Consider the following 15,837-nt stretch of genomic DNA (forward strand, 5'->3'; position numbering starts at 1 on the left):
GCGCCGCGCGTTCAGTGAGAGTGAATGGGCGGCAGGGCGAGTATATAAACACCTGATTGAGAAAGGGGTACTTTCACTACAGTCTGGGTCGTTTGCACGAGTGTTCACCGCTGACCGTTCGGTCGGCAGGTGGACGTGCCTCTGACACCGGTGCGGCGTCCACTGCCTCTGGACCGCCGCTTTTGACGACCAATCGATATATCAGTGAGCGGTCTAATCGTCGTGTCATGAGTCTCATCGCCGAGTTCACGTTCCAGCACGCTGGACTGCCGCTCATGTCCGCCCTCGAGTCCACGGGCGTACAACTCGACGTCGAGCAGGCGGTCGCGGCGGATCCGGACCGCCCGGTGCTGTTCGTCTGGGCGTTCGGTGGTGACCTCGACGCCTTCGAGACGGCCGCCACGAACGAGGACGACACCGTCGAGACCATCACGCTGGTCGAGGACGCCGGTGACCGTCGACTCTACCGGGTGCAGGTCAGCGGCAGTACCGAGATGCCGCTGTACCCCCTCGACGACCGACTGCAGGCGTCCCGTCTCGGCGTCACGTCCTCGGCGGACGGCATCGAGGCGCGCCTCAGATTCCCCGACCGGGCGAGTCTCTCCGAGTACCAGCCGCTCGTCGAACAGAAGGGCGTGAACGTGACCCTCCGCAGGGTGTACGGCGAGAGCGACGCCGTCTTCGGCGGCGAGTACGGCCTCTCTGCGAAGCAGCGGGAAGCCCTCGAGGCCGCGGTCGCTGCCGGCTACTTCGAGGTCCCCCGCCGTGCGTCGCTGTCGGACCTCGCCGAGGACCTCGGCGTCTCCACGCAGGCGGTCAGCGAGCGCCTGCGTCGGGGCATCACGACGCTCGTCGAGAACGCCCTCGACTAGGCCTCGAACTCCACACGCTCCTCGACGTACAGCGTCTCCCCTGCCTCCACGTCCGCGAACTCGGCGGCGTCGGCCTGGACCGCCCGACCGGTCTCCGAGTCGAACGCCTCACTCAGCGCCGCCATGTCCTCGAAGTACAGTTCGACGACGCCGTCGTGGCTCGACCGCTCCGGGTCGTTGGGCACTGCAGTCGTGTACTTCTGGAGGTTCGGTAGCGACTCGGCGAGGTCGGCGTGCTCGCCCCGCCAGCGCTCGACGAACTCCTCGTGCGTGTAGTCGTCGCGGCGGACGAGCAACTGGACCAGTTTCACCATAGCGGGTGTGGGCGGGCGGGGGCCTTCGCTCTTTGGTCGGACCGCGATACCTTTGTACCAGAGGACTCCCAGAGATGGGTATGCGCGTCGAGAACTCCTTCCTCCCCGCCCCGGGCGTCGGGGAGACGACCGAACGCCGCCTCTGGGAGCACGGCGTCACCCACTGGGACGAGTTCGCGGGTGACGGTCCCGGCGTCGGCGACGCCACCGCCGAGAACATCTACACCTTCATTGAGGAGGCCCGGGCCGCACTCGACACCGGCGACACCCGGTACTTCGCCGATGTCTTCCCGAACAACACCCTGTGGCGCCTCTACGAGAACGTCGCCGGCGACGTCGCCTTCTTCGACATCGAGACCACCGGCCTCGACAAGCGCGCCAGCGACGTCACCACCGTGAGCGTCCACCACGCCGGCGACACGACGACGCTCGTCCAGGGCCACGACCTGACGAGCGAGAACCTCGTCGAGCTCCTGGACGCGTCGCTGCTCGTCTCGTTCAACGGCAAGCGCTTCGACGCGCCGTTCCTCGAGTACAACTTCGACTGCTCGTTCGACGCGCCGCACCTCGACCTCATGTACCTCTGCAAGCGCCTCGACCTCGACGGCGGCCTGAAGCAGGTCGAACGCGACCTGGGCATCGACCGCGGCGGTATGGACGTCGACGGACGCGAGGCCGTGCGCCTCTGGCACCGCTACGAGTCCGGCGACGAGGCCGCCCTCGATCGCCTCGTGGAGTACAACCGCTACGACGCACAGAACCTCGAGACGCTACTCGACACGGTCACCGGACGCCTCCACGAACACGTCTTCGAACCGCACTGCTGACCGGCGAGCAGTTCTCCGACGACCCGATTCTCGACGGCGCAGTCGGTACTACGACTCCACGATGATTTCGCCCACCATCCCGATACTGGCGTGGGGTTCACAGATGTACTCGTAGGCTCCCTCCACCTCGAAGGTGTACTCGTACTCGGTGCCGCTGGTCGCTAACTCGGCGAATCCGTCCCAGTTCGCGCCAGCAGGTTGATCCTCCGGCTTGATGTTGTGGTTGTCTGAATCCCACACCCACCGAACGGTCGTTCCGGGTTCGATGCGTAGCGTCTCGGGTTCGAACCGGTGCTCTCCACCGGGACCGACAACCACCATGGCGTCGTAGTCTGACCCCTCGATGGTCTGGACGGGGGTACTCTCGACGGTTGTCGTCGTCTCGGTGGTTGTCGTCGTCTCGGTGGTTTCGACGGATCCACCGTCTCCGTCGCCGCCGTCCCCGCCTTCGCCACCCCCGTCTGACGTCGTCGTCGTCTCGGGGACGTCTCCGAACCACTCCGGTTCGCTCACCGACGTCTCTCCGATGTTCGTCACCGCCATCTCCAGGTCCGAACGCCGACCGTCGCCGGCGTCCTCGACGAGGTTCTCGATTTCGACCGACTGGACCATCCCGGTCCCCGTGAGCAGGAGGTCTCCGGACCCCACGTCCCGGATGGCTTCCACGGCTTCTGCGTCACGGAGTCCCGTGATGGGGAGCCGATAGCTGGCGTCTCCTTCGCCAGACACGTCCTCGAGCGGCCCGTACTCCAGGGCTTCCAGCAGGTTCCGGACGGTCTCCCGGACGCCGGTATAGCGCTCCTCGACCGTCGACGGCGAGATGGACCGCAGACGAGGTTCGTCGTCGCTGTCATACGTTCGCTCGCCCGCCTCGGAGCCGTCCGTGTACCGCTCGGTTCGTCCACTCCGCTCGCCGTCGGGGTAGCGCCACCACCGCCGGAAGTAGAGGCGGTCCGTGGCAGGGTCGTACTTTGCGCGGAGTTCGAGTGCCTGGAATCCGTCCTCGAACGTGTCGTGGGCGGTCTGCGTGAGCGCGGTCGTGTGTGACGTCTCCCTGGCAGCCGTTCGCTGTGCGTCGACGAACGCGTCGACGTTCTCGATGCCGTCCTCACCGAGACCCGGCAGGTCGCTGCGTTCCCGAGTTGTTCCCCCGTTGCTGCTCTCGTTTCCTCCCGTGGGTCCGTCGCTGACCGTGCTCGAACATCCCGGCAGAACCGCCAGCGCTGCCAGATATCCGAACTCCCGTCGTTCCATGCGCTGGCGTACGAGTGAGACCGTAAATATGTACTGGGGGTCGACACGTTCTCCGGCGTGGAACGCCGCGCCGTCGCGAGCGGCACTGCCGCGAGTACCGTGGATTTTTGACGGTCAGTTCACTACCGCCGACCATGGCAGCGCGCCCACCGGTAGGCGACGACGACCCGCCCGAACCGAACGCGTTCGGCATCGCAGTCGTCGACGACCACCTCCGTGACGCCGACCTCTCCTTCCCGGCGACACCCGAGGAGGTCGTCGTGGCTCTGGGCGACCCGGAGATCCCCTGCGGGCCGAACGGCCACGACGTCTCCCTGTCGGCCGCCGTCGAGCGGACCGCACGCACCCAGTTCTCGTCGCGGCGGGACCTGCTCGACGAACTCCACGACGAGTTCGAGCGCGAGCGCCGGGCCGGCGGCGGGTTCGTCTCGTGGCTCCGCTCGCTCGTCGGCTGACCGCTACGCGGCGCGCTCGCGGATCCGCTCGACTGCCGCCAGGAACCCGTCCGCGTAGGTCTCCTCGACGACGACGTCCGCGGCGGCTTTCGCCGCGTCGACGGCGTTCGCCACGGCGTAGGACCGCCCCGCCGCCTCGAACAGTTCCACGTCGTTCGCGGAGTCGCCGACCGCCACGAAGTCGGTGGGTTCGTAGCCGAGTTCCCCGGCGACCGTCGGGAGCGCGGCGCCCTTGTTCATCTGGGTCTCCTTGACGTGGTAGGCGAACTCGGTGTCGACGACGCTCAGGCCGTGTCGCTCCGCAATCTCCGTGAGCACGTCCAGTGGCTGCTCGCGGCTCACCGCGAGTTCCGTCTCCCGCCAGCGGTTCACGAGGTCCGACTCGCCCCACCCGATGTCGTAGCCCGCGGCGCGGAACTCCCTGGCGACCGCGTCCGCGCCCTCCCGGTCCCCGAAGTAGAACAGTTCGTCGTCCACGTACGCGACGCCGCCGTTCTCCGCGACGACGCACTCCTCGATGCCCACGAACTGGCAGAGCGCGATGGGGTAGGGGAGGGCTTTTCCAGTCGCGATGACGACTGGTGCGTCCCACTCCCGGAGCACGTCCATCACGCGACTGTCGATGGAGCGGTCCTCGCGACTCAGCGTGCCGTCGATGTCGACGGCGAGCGGCGCGACCATGTGCGCGTCGAACGTGTCCGTTCCTAAAGGGCGTAGCGGTTCGCGGAGGCGGCCTGTGCCGGCGTAGCGGACGTCAGTCGTCGGCCGCGGCGTCCGGCCGATAACTCCGGCTGATGGCCTTCCACTTCCCGGTCGCGAAGCGGTAGTAGTTGACCGCCGCGGGCACCCCGGACTCCGCGAAGAACGAGAGGTAGATGCCGAGGATGCCCAGCTGGGTCGTCGCGCCGAGGTAGACCAGCGGGATGGCGAGGCCGAACATGCCGAGGACGCGTCCGTAGAACGGCCACCGCGTGTCGCCCGTGGCGTCCAGCGCCCCAGCCGAGGCAGCGTTGACGCCCTGGGGGATCACCGCCGCGGCCGCCGCGTACACCATCCCGACCGCTATCGGCACGCTCGGGTCACTCGGGGACTCGACGAACAGGACCACGATGTCGCGGGCGAACACCGCGACGACGCCCGCGAACAGCACGTACGTCGCGACCGAGAACAACACGATCTCGCGGCCGTAGGAGGCCGCCGTCGTCTCGTCGTTCTGGCCGAGTTCCTGGCCGACGAGACTGGACGCCGCGAGGCCGAACCCCCAGCCGGGGGTGTTCATGATGCCGAGGATGCGCCGCGTCACGATGTACGCCGCGACGACCGGCGACCCGAACAGGCCGACGAACGCCAGCAGCGGGAACCGCGCGGCCGTCCAGACGGAGTTCCGCCCGACGACCGGGAGCCCGATCTCCACGACGTCGCGGCAGGTCTCCCAGTGCCAGTAGCTCCCGACCGGTGAGACGGTGACCGGGAACGCGCCGACGCCGGGGAGACGGCCCCGGGTCAGGCCGACGGCGAACGCGGCGACGACGACCACGTTGCTCACGACCGTCCCGAGCGCTGCGCCGACGACGCCCATGTCGAGGCCGAAGATGAACACGGCGTTCAGGCCGACGTTCACCACCGCGCCGCTCCCGCGGAGCACCATCGCCGTCCACGAGTCGTCGGCGCCGATGAGCGCCCGACTGCCGATGAGGTTCAGCCCGGCGAACGGCACGCCGAACGCGAGCACGCGGAGGTAGTCCGCGCCGTACCGGACGGCGACGGGGTCGTCGGTCAGCAGCGAGATGAGCGAGACGGGGTAGAGGTAGAAGATCGCGGCGACGGGCACCGTCACCGCGACGACGAGCGCCACGCTCGACCGGATGGCCTGCCCGAGTTCGCCGAACGCCTCGGCGCCGAAGCGCTGGGAGACGAGCGCGATGGTGCCGGCCGCGAGGCCGCCGCCGATACTGAACGCGGCGCCCCAGTACGGCCCGGCGAACCCGACGCCTGCGATGGCGGTGCTCCCGAGCGCGACGCCGACCATCGCCACGTCTGCGGCGCTCTTCGACATCCGGGCGACCCCGGTGACGATGCGCGGCCACGCGAGTTCGGACGTCCGACGCGCCCGGTGCTCGGAGATGAGCCCCATCCTCGCGAGTGCGAGACCGATGGCGCGGAGGAGTCGACTGAACGGGTTCGGGACCACGAGTACCCGTGGCTCGGGCACCGACCGGGAAAGGCGTATGGAATCCGGTCGGTGCTTCGGGGTAGCTAGTCGCCGCCAGAACGACTCCCGATACAGCCGCGAGTCCCCGTCACGGGCCTCAGCCAGCCGTACTCACGCGGTCGGCGGCGGCGACGGCGACCGCGCCCACGACCGCGAGGGCGCCCGCTGCGACGAACACGGGGTCGTAGGTCGCGAAGGCCTCGTACCCGACGCCCGCGAGGTACGGCGCGAGGATCCCACTGAAGGCGAAGGCGACGGAGATCAGCCCGAACACGGCGTTGATGTTCGCGCGGCCGAACAGGTCAGCCGTGAGGGGTGCGAGCAGTGCCCCGTTGCCGCCGTAGGTGAGCCCGTACACCGCGGCGAACGCCCAGAGCTCGAGGGGTGTCCCCACGCCCGCCAGCGCGACGGTGGAGACGCCCATCGCGGCCGAGCACGCGACGAACACGCGGATCCGGCCGAGGCGGTCGCCGAAGAAGCCGATGGCGACGCGGCCGGCCGCGCTCGCCGCGCCGAGCACCGCGAGCGCCGTCGCCCCCGTCTCCCGCGTCATCCCGAGGTCCGTCCCGTAGACGACGAGGTTGACGAGCACGACGTATAGCGTCCCGTAGATGGCTGCCCACCCGACGAACGTGAGCGCGAACGTCGGCGTCCGGGCGACCGCACCGACCTCGGAGAGCTGGTCGCGCCACGCCGAGTCGCCCGCGCGCTCGACGCCGTTCGGGAACTCCGCCGCAGGCGCCTCACCGGCACCTGGTTCCCCCCGGACGAGCGCCGTCGCGGCGGCGAGGACGACGGCGACGCCGGCCGCGAGTGCGACGAGAGCGTCCCGCCAGCCGACACGCGCGACGAGCTCCGTCGCGACTGGCGAGACGACGAGCATCCCGAAGCCGAGGCCGGCCGAGGCGAGTCCGCTGGCGAGGCCGACACGGCGGTCGAACCAGCGAGCGGGCGTCGCGTACGCGACGACGTAGACGACGCTCAGTCCCGCACCGGTGACGACGCCGTACCCCGCGACGAACTGGGGGAGCGTGGACGCACGACTGGTCGCGACCAGCCCGCCACAGAGGACGACGGTGCCGGCGGCGAGCATGCGGCGGGTGCCGTAGCGGTCCACGAGCGCACCGATGCCGACGGCGCCGACGTACAGTGCCACCGTCTGGACGCCGAAGGCGGTGGACGTGGTGCTACGCGGTGCGCCGAACGCTTCGAGGACTGGCTCGAAGAACACGCCGAAGGAGTACGAGAGACCGAAGACGACGAACGACCCGAGGAAGCAGCCGGTGACGACGACCCAGCCAGCGTACACGTCCGGGCGACGGTTCCATCGCATCGGCGCCGGCTACGCGGTGGGGGGATGAAAGAATCTGGGGTCCGGCCCAAAGCATCTGCCGGGGAACGACGGTGCGACGAATCTGGACGAACGTTCAAGTTGGCCGGACGCCTGGTCAGTTTCGCTCTCGTTTCGCCAGCAGGTGTCAGCGAATTACGAGAGTATGTGACTTCTACCCAAGCATTTATCACATATTGGTATAGTGTGCGCCCTATGGCAACATCCCGCAGTCGTGTACAGGCATTCGGAAATCGCATGGCCAACTGGTCCGAGAAGTGGGTACCGAACCCGTTCCTCTTCGCGGTGCTGCTCACTATCATCGCCTACATCGCGGCGAACCTCGCGACCCCCGACGGGCCCGTCGAGAACGTCCGGAACTGGTACGGCGGCTTCTGGACGCTGCTCACGTTCGCGATGCAGATGGTGCTCATCCTCGTGACGGGGTACGCGGTCGCCGACTCCGACTTCGTCAGCAACTACCTCGACCGTCTCGCGTCGTGGCCGGACAACAACGCGCAGGCGGCGGCAGCGACCGGCGTCGTCGGCATGATCGGCGGCTACTTCCACTGGGGCGTCGGCCTCATCGTGGGCGCCATCTTCGCCATCTTCGTGGCTCGCGCAGGCCACAAGCGCGGGAAGACGTTCCACTACCCGCTACTCGCAGCCGCGGGCTACACGAGCCAGGTCATCTGGCACGTCGGCCCGTCCTCGAGCGCCGGGCTGCTGTCCGCGACCGACGACCACCCGTTCATCGACACTATCGGCGTCGTTCCGCTCTCGGAGTCCGTGTTCACCATCTACGCGTTCGGACTCGCAGTCATGGTGCTCATCACGGTGACGATCACGCTGTACTACCTCGCGCCCGACGAGGAGAACGCCACCGGCATCGAGGAGTACGCTCCGAGCCTCATCGACGAGACGGAGGGTGACGCACTCTCCGAGTCGACCGACCCAGAGCCGCAGGCCGACGGTGGCACGACCGAGGTCGACCCCATCGACCAGGTCACCCCCGCGGACCGCATCAACGACAGCCGCATCATCGCGTACCTCATCGGGTTCGGGATGCTCGTCTACATCGTCGACTACCTCGCGCAGGTCGGCACCATCGGCGAGGCGCTCGACCTCAACCTCTTCAACTTCATCTTCATCGCGCTCGGCTTGTTCCTCCACAAGACGCCGTCGGCGTACATGGAAGCAATCCGGGACGCGACCGAGGGAGCCGCCGGGATCATCCTGCAGTTCCCGTTCTACGCCGGCATCCTCGGCATCATCAGTGGCTCCGGTCTCTCCAACCTCATCGCCGAGGCGCTCCTCGACGTGGCGACCCCGGCGACGTTCCCCGTCATCGCGTGGCTGCTCGGCGGCGTGATGAACCTCTTCGTCCCGAGCGGCGGCGGCGAGTGGGGCATCATCGGCGGCATCATCGGCGGCGCTGCCATCGAACTCGGCGTCGCACCCGGGAAGGCCATCATCGCCTACGGCACCGGCGACATGTGGACGAACATGTTCCAGCCGTTCTGGGCGATTCCGCTGCTCGGCCTGACGAAGGTGCGGGCTCGCGACATCCTCGGGTACACCATGGTCATCCTGCTCGTGCTCACGCCCGTGTTCGCGGTCGGCCTGTACTTCCTGCCGTACTGACGGTCCCTCCGTTCCCCGTCCGTGGGTTCACCGACCCACGAACTGAAACTCCTCCGCTGCCTCTCGATACACCATGACAGTCCACACCAACCCGCTCGCAGACGCCATCGCCGACCTGCACGAGGGTCGAACGACGCCGACGGAGTACGCCGAATCGTCGCTCGACCGACTCGAGGCCGCCGAGGACGACGTCCACGCGTTCCTCCCGGAGGAGGGGCGGCGCGACCGCGTCCTCGGTGCGGCGGAGTCGCTCGAAGACGAGTACGTCGACGGCGACCGACCACCGCTGTACGGGGTCCCGGTCGGCGTGAAGGACATCTATCACGTCGACGGCTTCGAGACGCACGCCGGGTCGTCGGTGCCGCCCGAGGCCCTCGCCGGCCCGCAGTCCGACGTCGTCACCGCCCTCTTGGACGCCGGCGCGCTCGTCCTCGGGAAGACGGTCACCGCCGAGTTCGCCTACTTCGAACCCGGGCCGACCCGGAACCCCCACGACCTCGGGCACACGCCGGGCGGGTCGTCCTCGGGGAGCGCGGCCGCCGTCGCCGCGGGCGTGACGCCGCTGGCGGTCGGCACACAGACGTACGGCTCCATCGTCCGGCCGGCTGCGTTCTGCGGCATCGTCGGCGTGAAACCGACCTACGACCGCGTTCCGATGTCCGGCATATTCCCCGTCTCGGAGTCTGCCGACCACGCCGGCTACTTCACGCAGGACGTCGCGGGTGCGCGTCACGCGGCGCCCGTGTTCTACGACGAGTTCGAGGACGTTTCCCCGGACGAGAAGCCAGTACTGGGCGTCCCGGACGACGCGTACCTCTCGCAGGCCGACGACGAGACGCTGGCGCACTTCGAGGCGCGTCTGGAGGACCTGCGAGACGCCGGTTACGAGGTCCGACGGACGGACGCGCTGGCGGACATCGCGTCCGTCAACGAGCGCCACGACGACATGGTCGCCGGGGAGGCAGCCCTCGCACACGACGAACTGTACGCCGACTACGGCGACCAGTACGCCGACAGCACCGCCGGACTACTGGCCGACGGCCGCGACGTCTCCGTCGGACGGCTGGTGGACTGCCGGAACGGCCGCCGGGCGCTCCGGGACCGCCTCGCGGAGGCGATGGACGAGACGGGCGTCGACGCCTGGGTCGCACCGTCGGCGCCGGGGCCGGCCCCGGAGGGAATCGACTCGACTGGCGACCCCGTGATGGACGTGCCGTGGACGCACGCCTGCGTTCCGGTGGTCGGGCTGCCGGCCGGCGAGCTAGACGACCTGCCGGTCGGCATCCAGTTCGCCGGTCGGTTCGGCGACGACGAACGACTGCTGGCGTGGTGTGCGGACCTCGCAGACGTGCTGGGTGACGGCTGAACTCCTGGTCGTCGGTTCGTCCGCAGAGAAGCGCGTCGAGAAATCCGGCTTCGTCAGGACTCGCCGAGAACGCCGCCGATGGCGCCGAGCACGATCGGGTAGCCGACGCCCGCGACGATGACGGACTCGATGAACTTCGGAGCGATGGACATCGAGACTGACTCGCCGAACATCGTCGTGGTCAGCGCCCACTTCGAGAGGAACGCGACGGCGACGGCGCAGACGAGGTAGCCGGCGACGACAGTCGCCCCGGCTCTCGCACCGCTGACGTTCGGGCGCTGGGCTGTCCGCGTCGCTACCCAGTACCCCGCAGCGACCAGCGCCAGGACCGGGACGGCGAGCATCCACTGCTCCTCGAGCGCCCCTGCGGTCAGTGTCTCGGACATGGTCCGCGACCCGGAGGACCCGGTGATCTCGATGGTGACGTGGTGCATCGCCATGAACACCCAGCCGACGGCCTGCCACGGTTCGGGTGCCGACGAGAGCTGCGACGACAGGCTCCCCACGGCGTCGAGCGCCTCTCCCGACTTCCTCACGTACGTGAACAGGTAGCCGACGGCGAAGGCGCCGACGCCGGCGACGAACCCCAGTCGCAACGGGCCGTCCCCGGTCGCCTGACGACCCGGTGGGGCCGTGGTCCGGTGGGTCTGCCCGTTTGGGTCTGCTCCGCTCGCTGTTCCCCTCCCGTCTGTCGCGTCTGCCTCCAGCGAATCACCGCAGGACTGGCAGAACGCGTTGCTCGCGTCGACGTCGGCTCCACAGCTCGAACAGTACGGCATACAGTCACCAACACGACACTACCCGGTTATAAAATTTCGCACAGGTTAGATTGCGTGAACGTTAGTGGCCCCTGTGGAGCCGGTGTCTCACGTCCGCCAGCCGCGGTCCGTCCGGTTCAGGCGCTCGCAGCCGTCCTCCGTGACGACCACCAGGTCCTCGATGCGCACGCCGAACTCGCCGGGGCGGTAGACGCCGGGTTCGACGGAGAACACCATCCCGGTCTCCAGTTCGCGGTCGCTCCCCGCGACGATGTAGGGTTCCTCGTGGACCTCGAGACCGGCGCCGTGCCCGGTGCGGTGGACGAACTCGTCGCCGTAGCCCGCAGCCTCGATGACCTCGCGGGCCGCCGCGTCCACCGCGCCGGCCGTCACGCCCGGTTCCACGGCGTCGACGGCGGCCTGCTGTGCCTCGCGGACGACGTCGTGGACCGACTCGAACTCGGCCGGCGGGTCGCCCGCCGGGACTACCGTCCGCGTCTGGTCGCTGGGGTAGCCGTCGACGCGCGTCCCGAAGTCGAAGACGACGGGGTCGCCTCGCTGGACTTCGCGGTCCGAGTGGCGGTGGTGGGGTTTCGCGCCGTTCGGCCCGCTGCCCGCGATGGTGCCGAACGAGGGGCCGTCTCCGCCGTGGGCGACGAGTCGCTCCTCGACGTACTCGACGAGGTCCGCCTCCGTCATCCCGACCGCGTCATCGCCGAGTTCCCCGACGTCCCGCATCGCCGCGTCGGCTACCTCGCCCGCGCGCCGGAGCGCGTCGAGTTCCGCGTCGTCCTTGCGCACGCGGAGCGGGCCCAGCACCTCGTCGGCGAGCCCCCACTCGGCGTCCGGGAGCGCCGCACGCAGGTCCTGCGTGAACCGTGCCCACATCGTCGGGTCCGCGAGCAGTTCGCCGGACGCCATCCCGAGGTCGGTGGCCGTCTCGGCGACCAGTTCCACCGGGTCGTCGCCGTCCGCCCAGAGCCGCACGTCCTCGACCCAGCTCTCGTCCCGGATCTGGTCGCCGTACAGTTCGGGCGCGACGAACGCCGGGTCACCCTCGCTGGGGACGAACAGGAACAGGTGTCGCTCGGAGGGCTCCTCGTGGAAGCCGCCGAGGTAGTAGAGGTTCGGACTCGGGAACAGCACGACGCCGGCCGCGCCGCGTTCGCGGAGCCGTCGTCGACAGCGTCGAGTGCGGTCCTCGAAGTTCTGCATACGTCCCCGAGGACGGCCGGCGCCCTTAACTCCCCGCCACCGGGACCGTCGCCCCGCCCGCGGCCACGTGCGTGCCGACGAACAGCAGGCGGTACCAGACGTCGTTCGCGGGTATCGCGCCGGTAGCCACACCGTCGCTCTCGGTCTCCTGTCGGTCTGTCGCCGCCAGTTCCCCGGTGACGTCCTCGCCGGCGAACGTGAGTTCGTAGCCGGAGTCGACACCACTGAGGGTGAACTCGACGATCTCGCCGGTGACGAGGAAGGCGTCGCCCGCGGCGTTCCCGGTCTCGCCGGTCACCGTCGCCGTGCCGTCGCCGTTCTCGCTGACGGTGTCCTCGCTGTCGGCCGAGACGCCGGCGGTGGCGTGTGGTTCGACGGTGCCGCCGACGACGAACTCGTACGTGAAGTCGGCGTCGTCGCGCAGCGAGCGGACGACGAACGGCGCGTCGGCTCCGCTCACCCCAGTGTCGTTCCCGGACGACTGGCTCAGGGTCGACTCGGCGGCGACCAGTCGGCCGTCGTCGGTCACGGTCCCGGTGAGGGTGTTCGCCGTCTCGTCGACGGTCACGTCGTGGACGAGGGTCCACTCGGAGCCGTCGTACCGCCACAGTCTCGCGCTCGCCTCCTCGCCGTCGTAGTCGAAGGTCAGGGTGACCTCTCCCCTGACGTTCGAGAGTTCGACCCCGCGGTCGGCGGCCCGGGAGTTGGGCGGTCCCGACGAGAGGTTCGCGGTGTCGAACGGTTCGAGGACGATCTGTTCGTCCCGGAAGGACAGCGAGGCGACCGTGTCGAGTCGCAGTTCGTCGGCACCGACGCCGCCGTCGGTGAGTTCGACCTCGGGACCGCCGTTGTCCCTGAACGTCACGTTCTGGAGGTACTCGCCGCTCGCACGAGCACCGAAGAGGCCGCGGTTAGCGTTCGACTCGACGACCACGTTACGGAGTTCGTTCCGGAAGCTGTCGGAGAACCTGACCCCCGGCCCGTCGTTGTTCGCCACGTAGGCGTCCACGAAGACGTTGTTCACCACGTCGGTCGAGAGGTAGATGCCGGCCGAGGCGTACCCCACCGGTCCGTTCCCGGTCGCGGTCACGTTCCTGAACGTGTTGTTCTCGACGTTCTGGTAGAGCCCGAAGCCGAGCTGGTCGTTGTCGCTGGCGGTGACGTTCCGAGCGGTGACGTCGCTGACCTCCCAGAAGCTGAAGCCGTCCCGGTTCTCGGTCGCGGTGACGTTCTCCACGCTACCACCCTCTGCTTCCGTCATCCTGACGCCGGTCTGGGTGTTGTTGGTCGCGACGACGTCCAGGAGGTGCGCTTCCGTACCTATGCCCGCGATGTCGCCGACGACGACGCCGCGCTCCCAGTCGGTGACCCGGAGGTCCTGGACCGTCACCGAGGAGAGCGTCTGGTTCCGCTCGACCGGGGCGCCGGGCGTCTCGCTGTAGACGAGGACGCCGACGCTGTCGTTCGTCCGGTTCCCGGCGACCGTGTGGTTGTTCCCGTCGAGGACGACGTCGCTCGCCCGGACGTGGATGCAGACCTCCGCCGACTGGCTACTGACGTCACTGCTCAATTCGTAGCGCCCGGGCTCCGTGATGGTCGTACAGGAGTCGATCTGCTTGGACTCCTGTCGCGACTCGTCCCCGGTTTCCGGGGCTGGCGACGGACCGGCCACGGCGCCATCGGTCGCCGTCGCCCGGTTCGCCGGCGTCGTCGGGGTCGCCACGGCGACTGTTACGGGTGAGGTGACGACGATGGCCGCGACGAGCACGACGAGAACTCGGAGCAGTACTCTCCGCACTCCGTCCGGCCGACTGTTCGACATACGACGGGTATCGGCTCGCACGTAAGTCGCAATTGTGGCCGAGTCGTGCCACGAAGCCCCCCAGGAGACCACCGGTAGTGGCCAGCTGGTTACACCCCGGTGGCAGAGTGCCAGCACTAGTCCGGACGAGTGCGGCGATTTCTAGCGATCTCTGGCCGGGGCCGGAACGTTCTACTACCCCGGCCGCCACCGTCGGGTGTGCACCGGAGTGGTCACTACGGCGTCGCGCTGCTCTCCTACGCCCCCGTGCTGTACGTGCTCGCCGCCCAGGGTCACGTCGTGGCCGGCGTGACGGGCGGTGCGCTCGTCCTCGCGTTGACCCTGCTCCCGGACGTCGACCTCTCGATTCCGCTGATGGCCCACCGTGGCGTGACCCACACAGTCGCGTTCGCCGCGTTCGTCGGGGCGGCCGTGTGGGCCGCCGTCTGGTTCGCACCCGTGGCGGTGGCCTCGCGGGAACTGGTGGCGGCCGGTGCGGGCGGCCTGGCGGCGTTCGCCGTCCTCGCGCACCTGCTCGCCGACGCGCTCACGCCGCGGGGCGTCCCGCTGCTCTGGCCACTGACAGGCCGGCGGTTCTCCCTGGACGCGGGACCCTCCGACAGCGTGCTCTGGAACGCTGGACTGCTCGCCGTCGGAGCGTTCGCTACCGTCGCCGCGGTGGCGACGGCCGCTGGTGTCTACTAGCCAACAGAAACTCGTTTGTGGGAACGCTTATCGGACAGTTCACCGTAGCTCCGCGTATGAGCGGCTCCGACACACCCATCGACGCCGCCGGCCTCGACGGCGCGACTGGCTGCCTCGAGGACGGCCTGCCCCCCGCCGAAGCCTTCGCCCTGCTCGGCAACGAGACGCGCATCCAGATCCTCCAGGAGCTGTGGCTCGCCCCCGACCAGCCGGTGGCGTTCTCCGACCTCCGGAAGCGCGTCGGGATGCGGGACAGCGCCCAGTTCAACTACCACCTCTCGAAGCTCACCGACCACTTCGTCCGCCAGGTCGAGGGCGGCTACGAGTTCCAGTACGCCGGCGAGAAGGTGGTCCGGGCTATCCTCGCGGGCACGTTCACCGACCGCGTCTCACTGGAGTTCCCCGTCACGGGCGAGTGCTTCGACTGCGGCGGCAGCCTCGAGGGTCGCTACGCCGACGAGCGCCTCGCCGTCGGCTGCACCGACTGCGACGCGACGTACGGCCGCTACGGCTTCCCGCCGGGCGGCCTCCGGAACCGGACGACCACCGAACTCGAGGCCGCCTTCGACCAGCGCGTGCGCCACCTCCACTGCCTCGCGGCGGACGGCGTCTGCCCGGAGTGCGGCGGCCGGATGGACACCTCGGTGGTCCCCGACGCCGAGGGGAAACTCGGCGGCGACGTACGCGTCGACCACACCTGCGCGCAGTGCCAGCACACCATCTCCTCGCCCGTCGGCCTCTCGCTGCTGGACGAATCGAAGGTGGTCGCCTACCACGCCGACCACGGCGTCGAGTTGAACACCCGCAAGCACTGGACGCTCCGCTGGTGTGTCACCGACGAGTCGACGACGTTCGAGGACGACCCCGTACGCGTGTCGGTGACGATTCCCCTCGACGACGAGGAGCTGACGGTCACGCTCGACGGCGACCTGCAGGTCCTCGACACCGAACGCCGCTGCCGGACCACCGGCGAGGACGGCGCGCGGACCACCGCCAACTGACGACCTCACAGCCCCCAGACAGAACTGGATTTCAGTTTCTCGCCGGACAGAAGTATAATTCTGCGGACACTTATGCTGGTGGT

The 15,837-nt window shown here is 68.8% G+C and carries 15 protein-coding genes; 7 read left to right on the forward strand and 8 right to left on the reverse strand.

Annotation, left to right across the window (positions count from 1 at the left end; translation table 11 throughout):
• Positions 1–227 precede the first annotated feature (227 nt).
• Entirely contained in the window at positions 228–872 is a 645-nt protein-coding gene (locus tag LT965_RS16595) for a helix-turn-helix domain-containing protein (RefSeq protein WP_269782693.1), read from the forward strand.
• Here LT965_RS16595 and LT965_RS13880 read toward each other — a convergent pair.
• Complete coding sequence (locus tag LT965_RS13880) at positions 869–1,186, reverse strand: EthD family reductase (protein ID WP_232701450.1); 318 nt, start codon at positions 1,184–1,186, stop codon at positions 869–871. The genes LT965_RS16595 and LT965_RS13880 overlap by 4 nt on opposite strands.
• Positions 1,187–1,266: 80 nt before the next feature.
• Between LT965_RS13880 and LT965_RS13885 the strand changes: the two genes are divergently transcribed.
• Complete coding sequence (locus tag LT965_RS13885) at positions 1,267–2,013, forward strand: ribonuclease H-like domain-containing protein (protein ID WP_232701451.1); 747 nt, start codon at positions 1,267–1,269, stop codon at positions 2,011–2,013.
• A gap of 48 nt (positions 2,014–2,061) precedes the next feature.
• On the opposite strand, the gene LT965_RS13890 is transcribed toward LT965_RS13885, so the two are convergent.
• Positions 2,062–3,267: a plastocyanin/azurin family copper-binding protein gene (locus LT965_RS13890; protein WP_232701452.1), complete on the reverse strand. Its 1,206-nt coding sequence runs from the start codon at positions 3,265–3,267 to the stop codon at positions 2,062–2,064.
• 134 nt (positions 3,268–3,401) lie between these two features.
• Between LT965_RS13890 and LT965_RS13895 the strand changes: the two genes are divergently transcribed.
• Positions 3,402–3,722 (forward strand): DUF5789 family protein, encoded by a 321-nt coding sequence (locus LT965_RS13895; RefSeq protein ID WP_232701453.1) that lies wholly within the window; start codon positions 3,402–3,404, stop codon positions 3,720–3,722.
• 3 nt (positions 3,723–3,725) lie between these two features.
• On the opposite strand, the gene LT965_RS13900 is transcribed toward LT965_RS13895, so the two are convergent.
• The 3 genes from LT965_RS13900 to LT965_RS13910 form a co-directional block, all read right to left on the reverse strand.
• Positions 3,726–4,403: a phosphoglycolate phosphatase gene (locus LT965_RS13900; protein WP_232701454.1), complete on the reverse strand. Its 678-nt coding sequence runs from the start codon at positions 4,401–4,403 to the stop codon at positions 3,726–3,728.
• A gap of 73 nt (positions 4,404–4,476) precedes the next feature.
• On the reverse strand, positions 4,477–5,856 hold the full coding sequence (locus LT965_RS13905) for an MATE family efflux transporter (protein WP_232703591.1): 1,380 nt from the start codon (positions 5,854–5,856) through the stop codon (positions 4,477–4,479).
• Positions 5,857–6,031: 175 nt separating this feature from the next.
• Positions 6,032–7,267 carry an MFS transporter gene (locus LT965_RS13910; RefSeq protein WP_232701455.1) on the reverse strand — a complete coding sequence of 412 codons (1,236 nt, stop codon included), beginning with the start codon at positions 7,265–7,267 and terminating at the stop codon, positions 6,032–6,034.
• A 213-nt stretch (positions 7,268–7,480) separates the two neighbouring features.
• Between LT965_RS13910 and LT965_RS13915 the strand changes: the two genes are divergently transcribed.
• Together LT965_RS13915 and LT965_RS13920 are read left to right on the forward strand one after the other, a co-directional pair.
• The gene (locus LT965_RS13915) at positions 7,481–8,908 is read left to right on the forward strand and encodes a short-chain fatty acid transporter (RefSeq protein ID WP_232701456.1); all 1,428 of its coding nucleotides are present in this window, start codon (positions 7,481–7,483) and stop codon (positions 8,906–8,908) included.
• Positions 8,909–8,981: 73 nt separating this feature from the next.
• Positions 8,982–10,274, forward strand: a complete 1,293-nt coding sequence (locus tag LT965_RS13920) for an amidase (RefSeq protein ID WP_232701457.1) — start codon at positions 8,982–8,984, stop codon at positions 10,272–10,274.
• A gap of 53 nt (positions 10,275–10,327) precedes the next feature.
• Here LT965_RS13920 and LT965_RS13925 read toward each other — a convergent pair whose 3' ends face one another.
• The 3 genes from LT965_RS13925 to LT965_RS13935 all read right to left on the reverse strand — a co-directional run bounded on the left by LT965_RS13925 (position 10,328) and on the right by LT965_RS13935 (position 14,069).
• Positions 10,328–11,053: a zinc ribbon domain-containing protein gene (locus LT965_RS13925; protein ID WP_232701458.1), complete on the reverse strand. Its 726-nt coding sequence runs from the start codon at positions 11,051–11,053 to the stop codon at positions 10,328–10,330.
• 87 nt (positions 11,054–11,140) lie between these two features.
• On the reverse strand, positions 11,141–12,247 hold the full coding sequence (locus tag LT965_RS13930) for a M24 family metallopeptidase (RefSeq protein WP_232701459.1): 1,107 nt from the start codon (positions 12,245–12,247) through the stop codon (positions 11,141–11,143).
• A 25-nt stretch (positions 12,248–12,272) separates the two neighbouring features.
• A complete protein-coding gene (locus LT965_RS13935; protein ID WP_232701460.1) occupies positions 12,273–14,069 on the reverse strand; it encodes a right-handed parallel beta-helix repeat-containing protein in 1,797 nt (598 codons plus the stop codon).
• 198 nt (positions 14,070–14,267) lie between these two features.
• Between LT965_RS13935 and LT965_RS13940 the strand changes: the two genes are divergently transcribed.
• Together LT965_RS13940 and LT965_RS13945 are read left to right on the forward strand one after the other, a co-directional pair.
• Positions 14,268–14,753 (forward strand): metal-dependent hydrolase, encoded by a 486-nt coding sequence (locus tag LT965_RS13940; protein ID WP_232701461.1) that lies wholly within the window; start codon positions 14,268–14,270, stop codon positions 14,751–14,753.
• Between the two features lie 56 nt (positions 14,754–14,809).
• A complete protein-coding gene (locus LT965_RS13945; RefSeq protein WP_232701462.1) occupies positions 14,810–15,754 on the forward strand; it encodes a winged helix-turn-helix domain-containing protein in 945 nt (314 codons plus the stop codon).
• The last annotated feature ends 83 nt before the right edge of the window (positions 15,755–15,837 follow it).

The sequence above is a fragment of the Halobacterium wangiae genome, assembly GCF_021249345.1.
Taxonomy (GTDB): Archaea; Halobacteriota; Halobacteria; order Halobacteriales; family Halobacteriaceae; genus Halobacterium; species Halobacterium wangiae.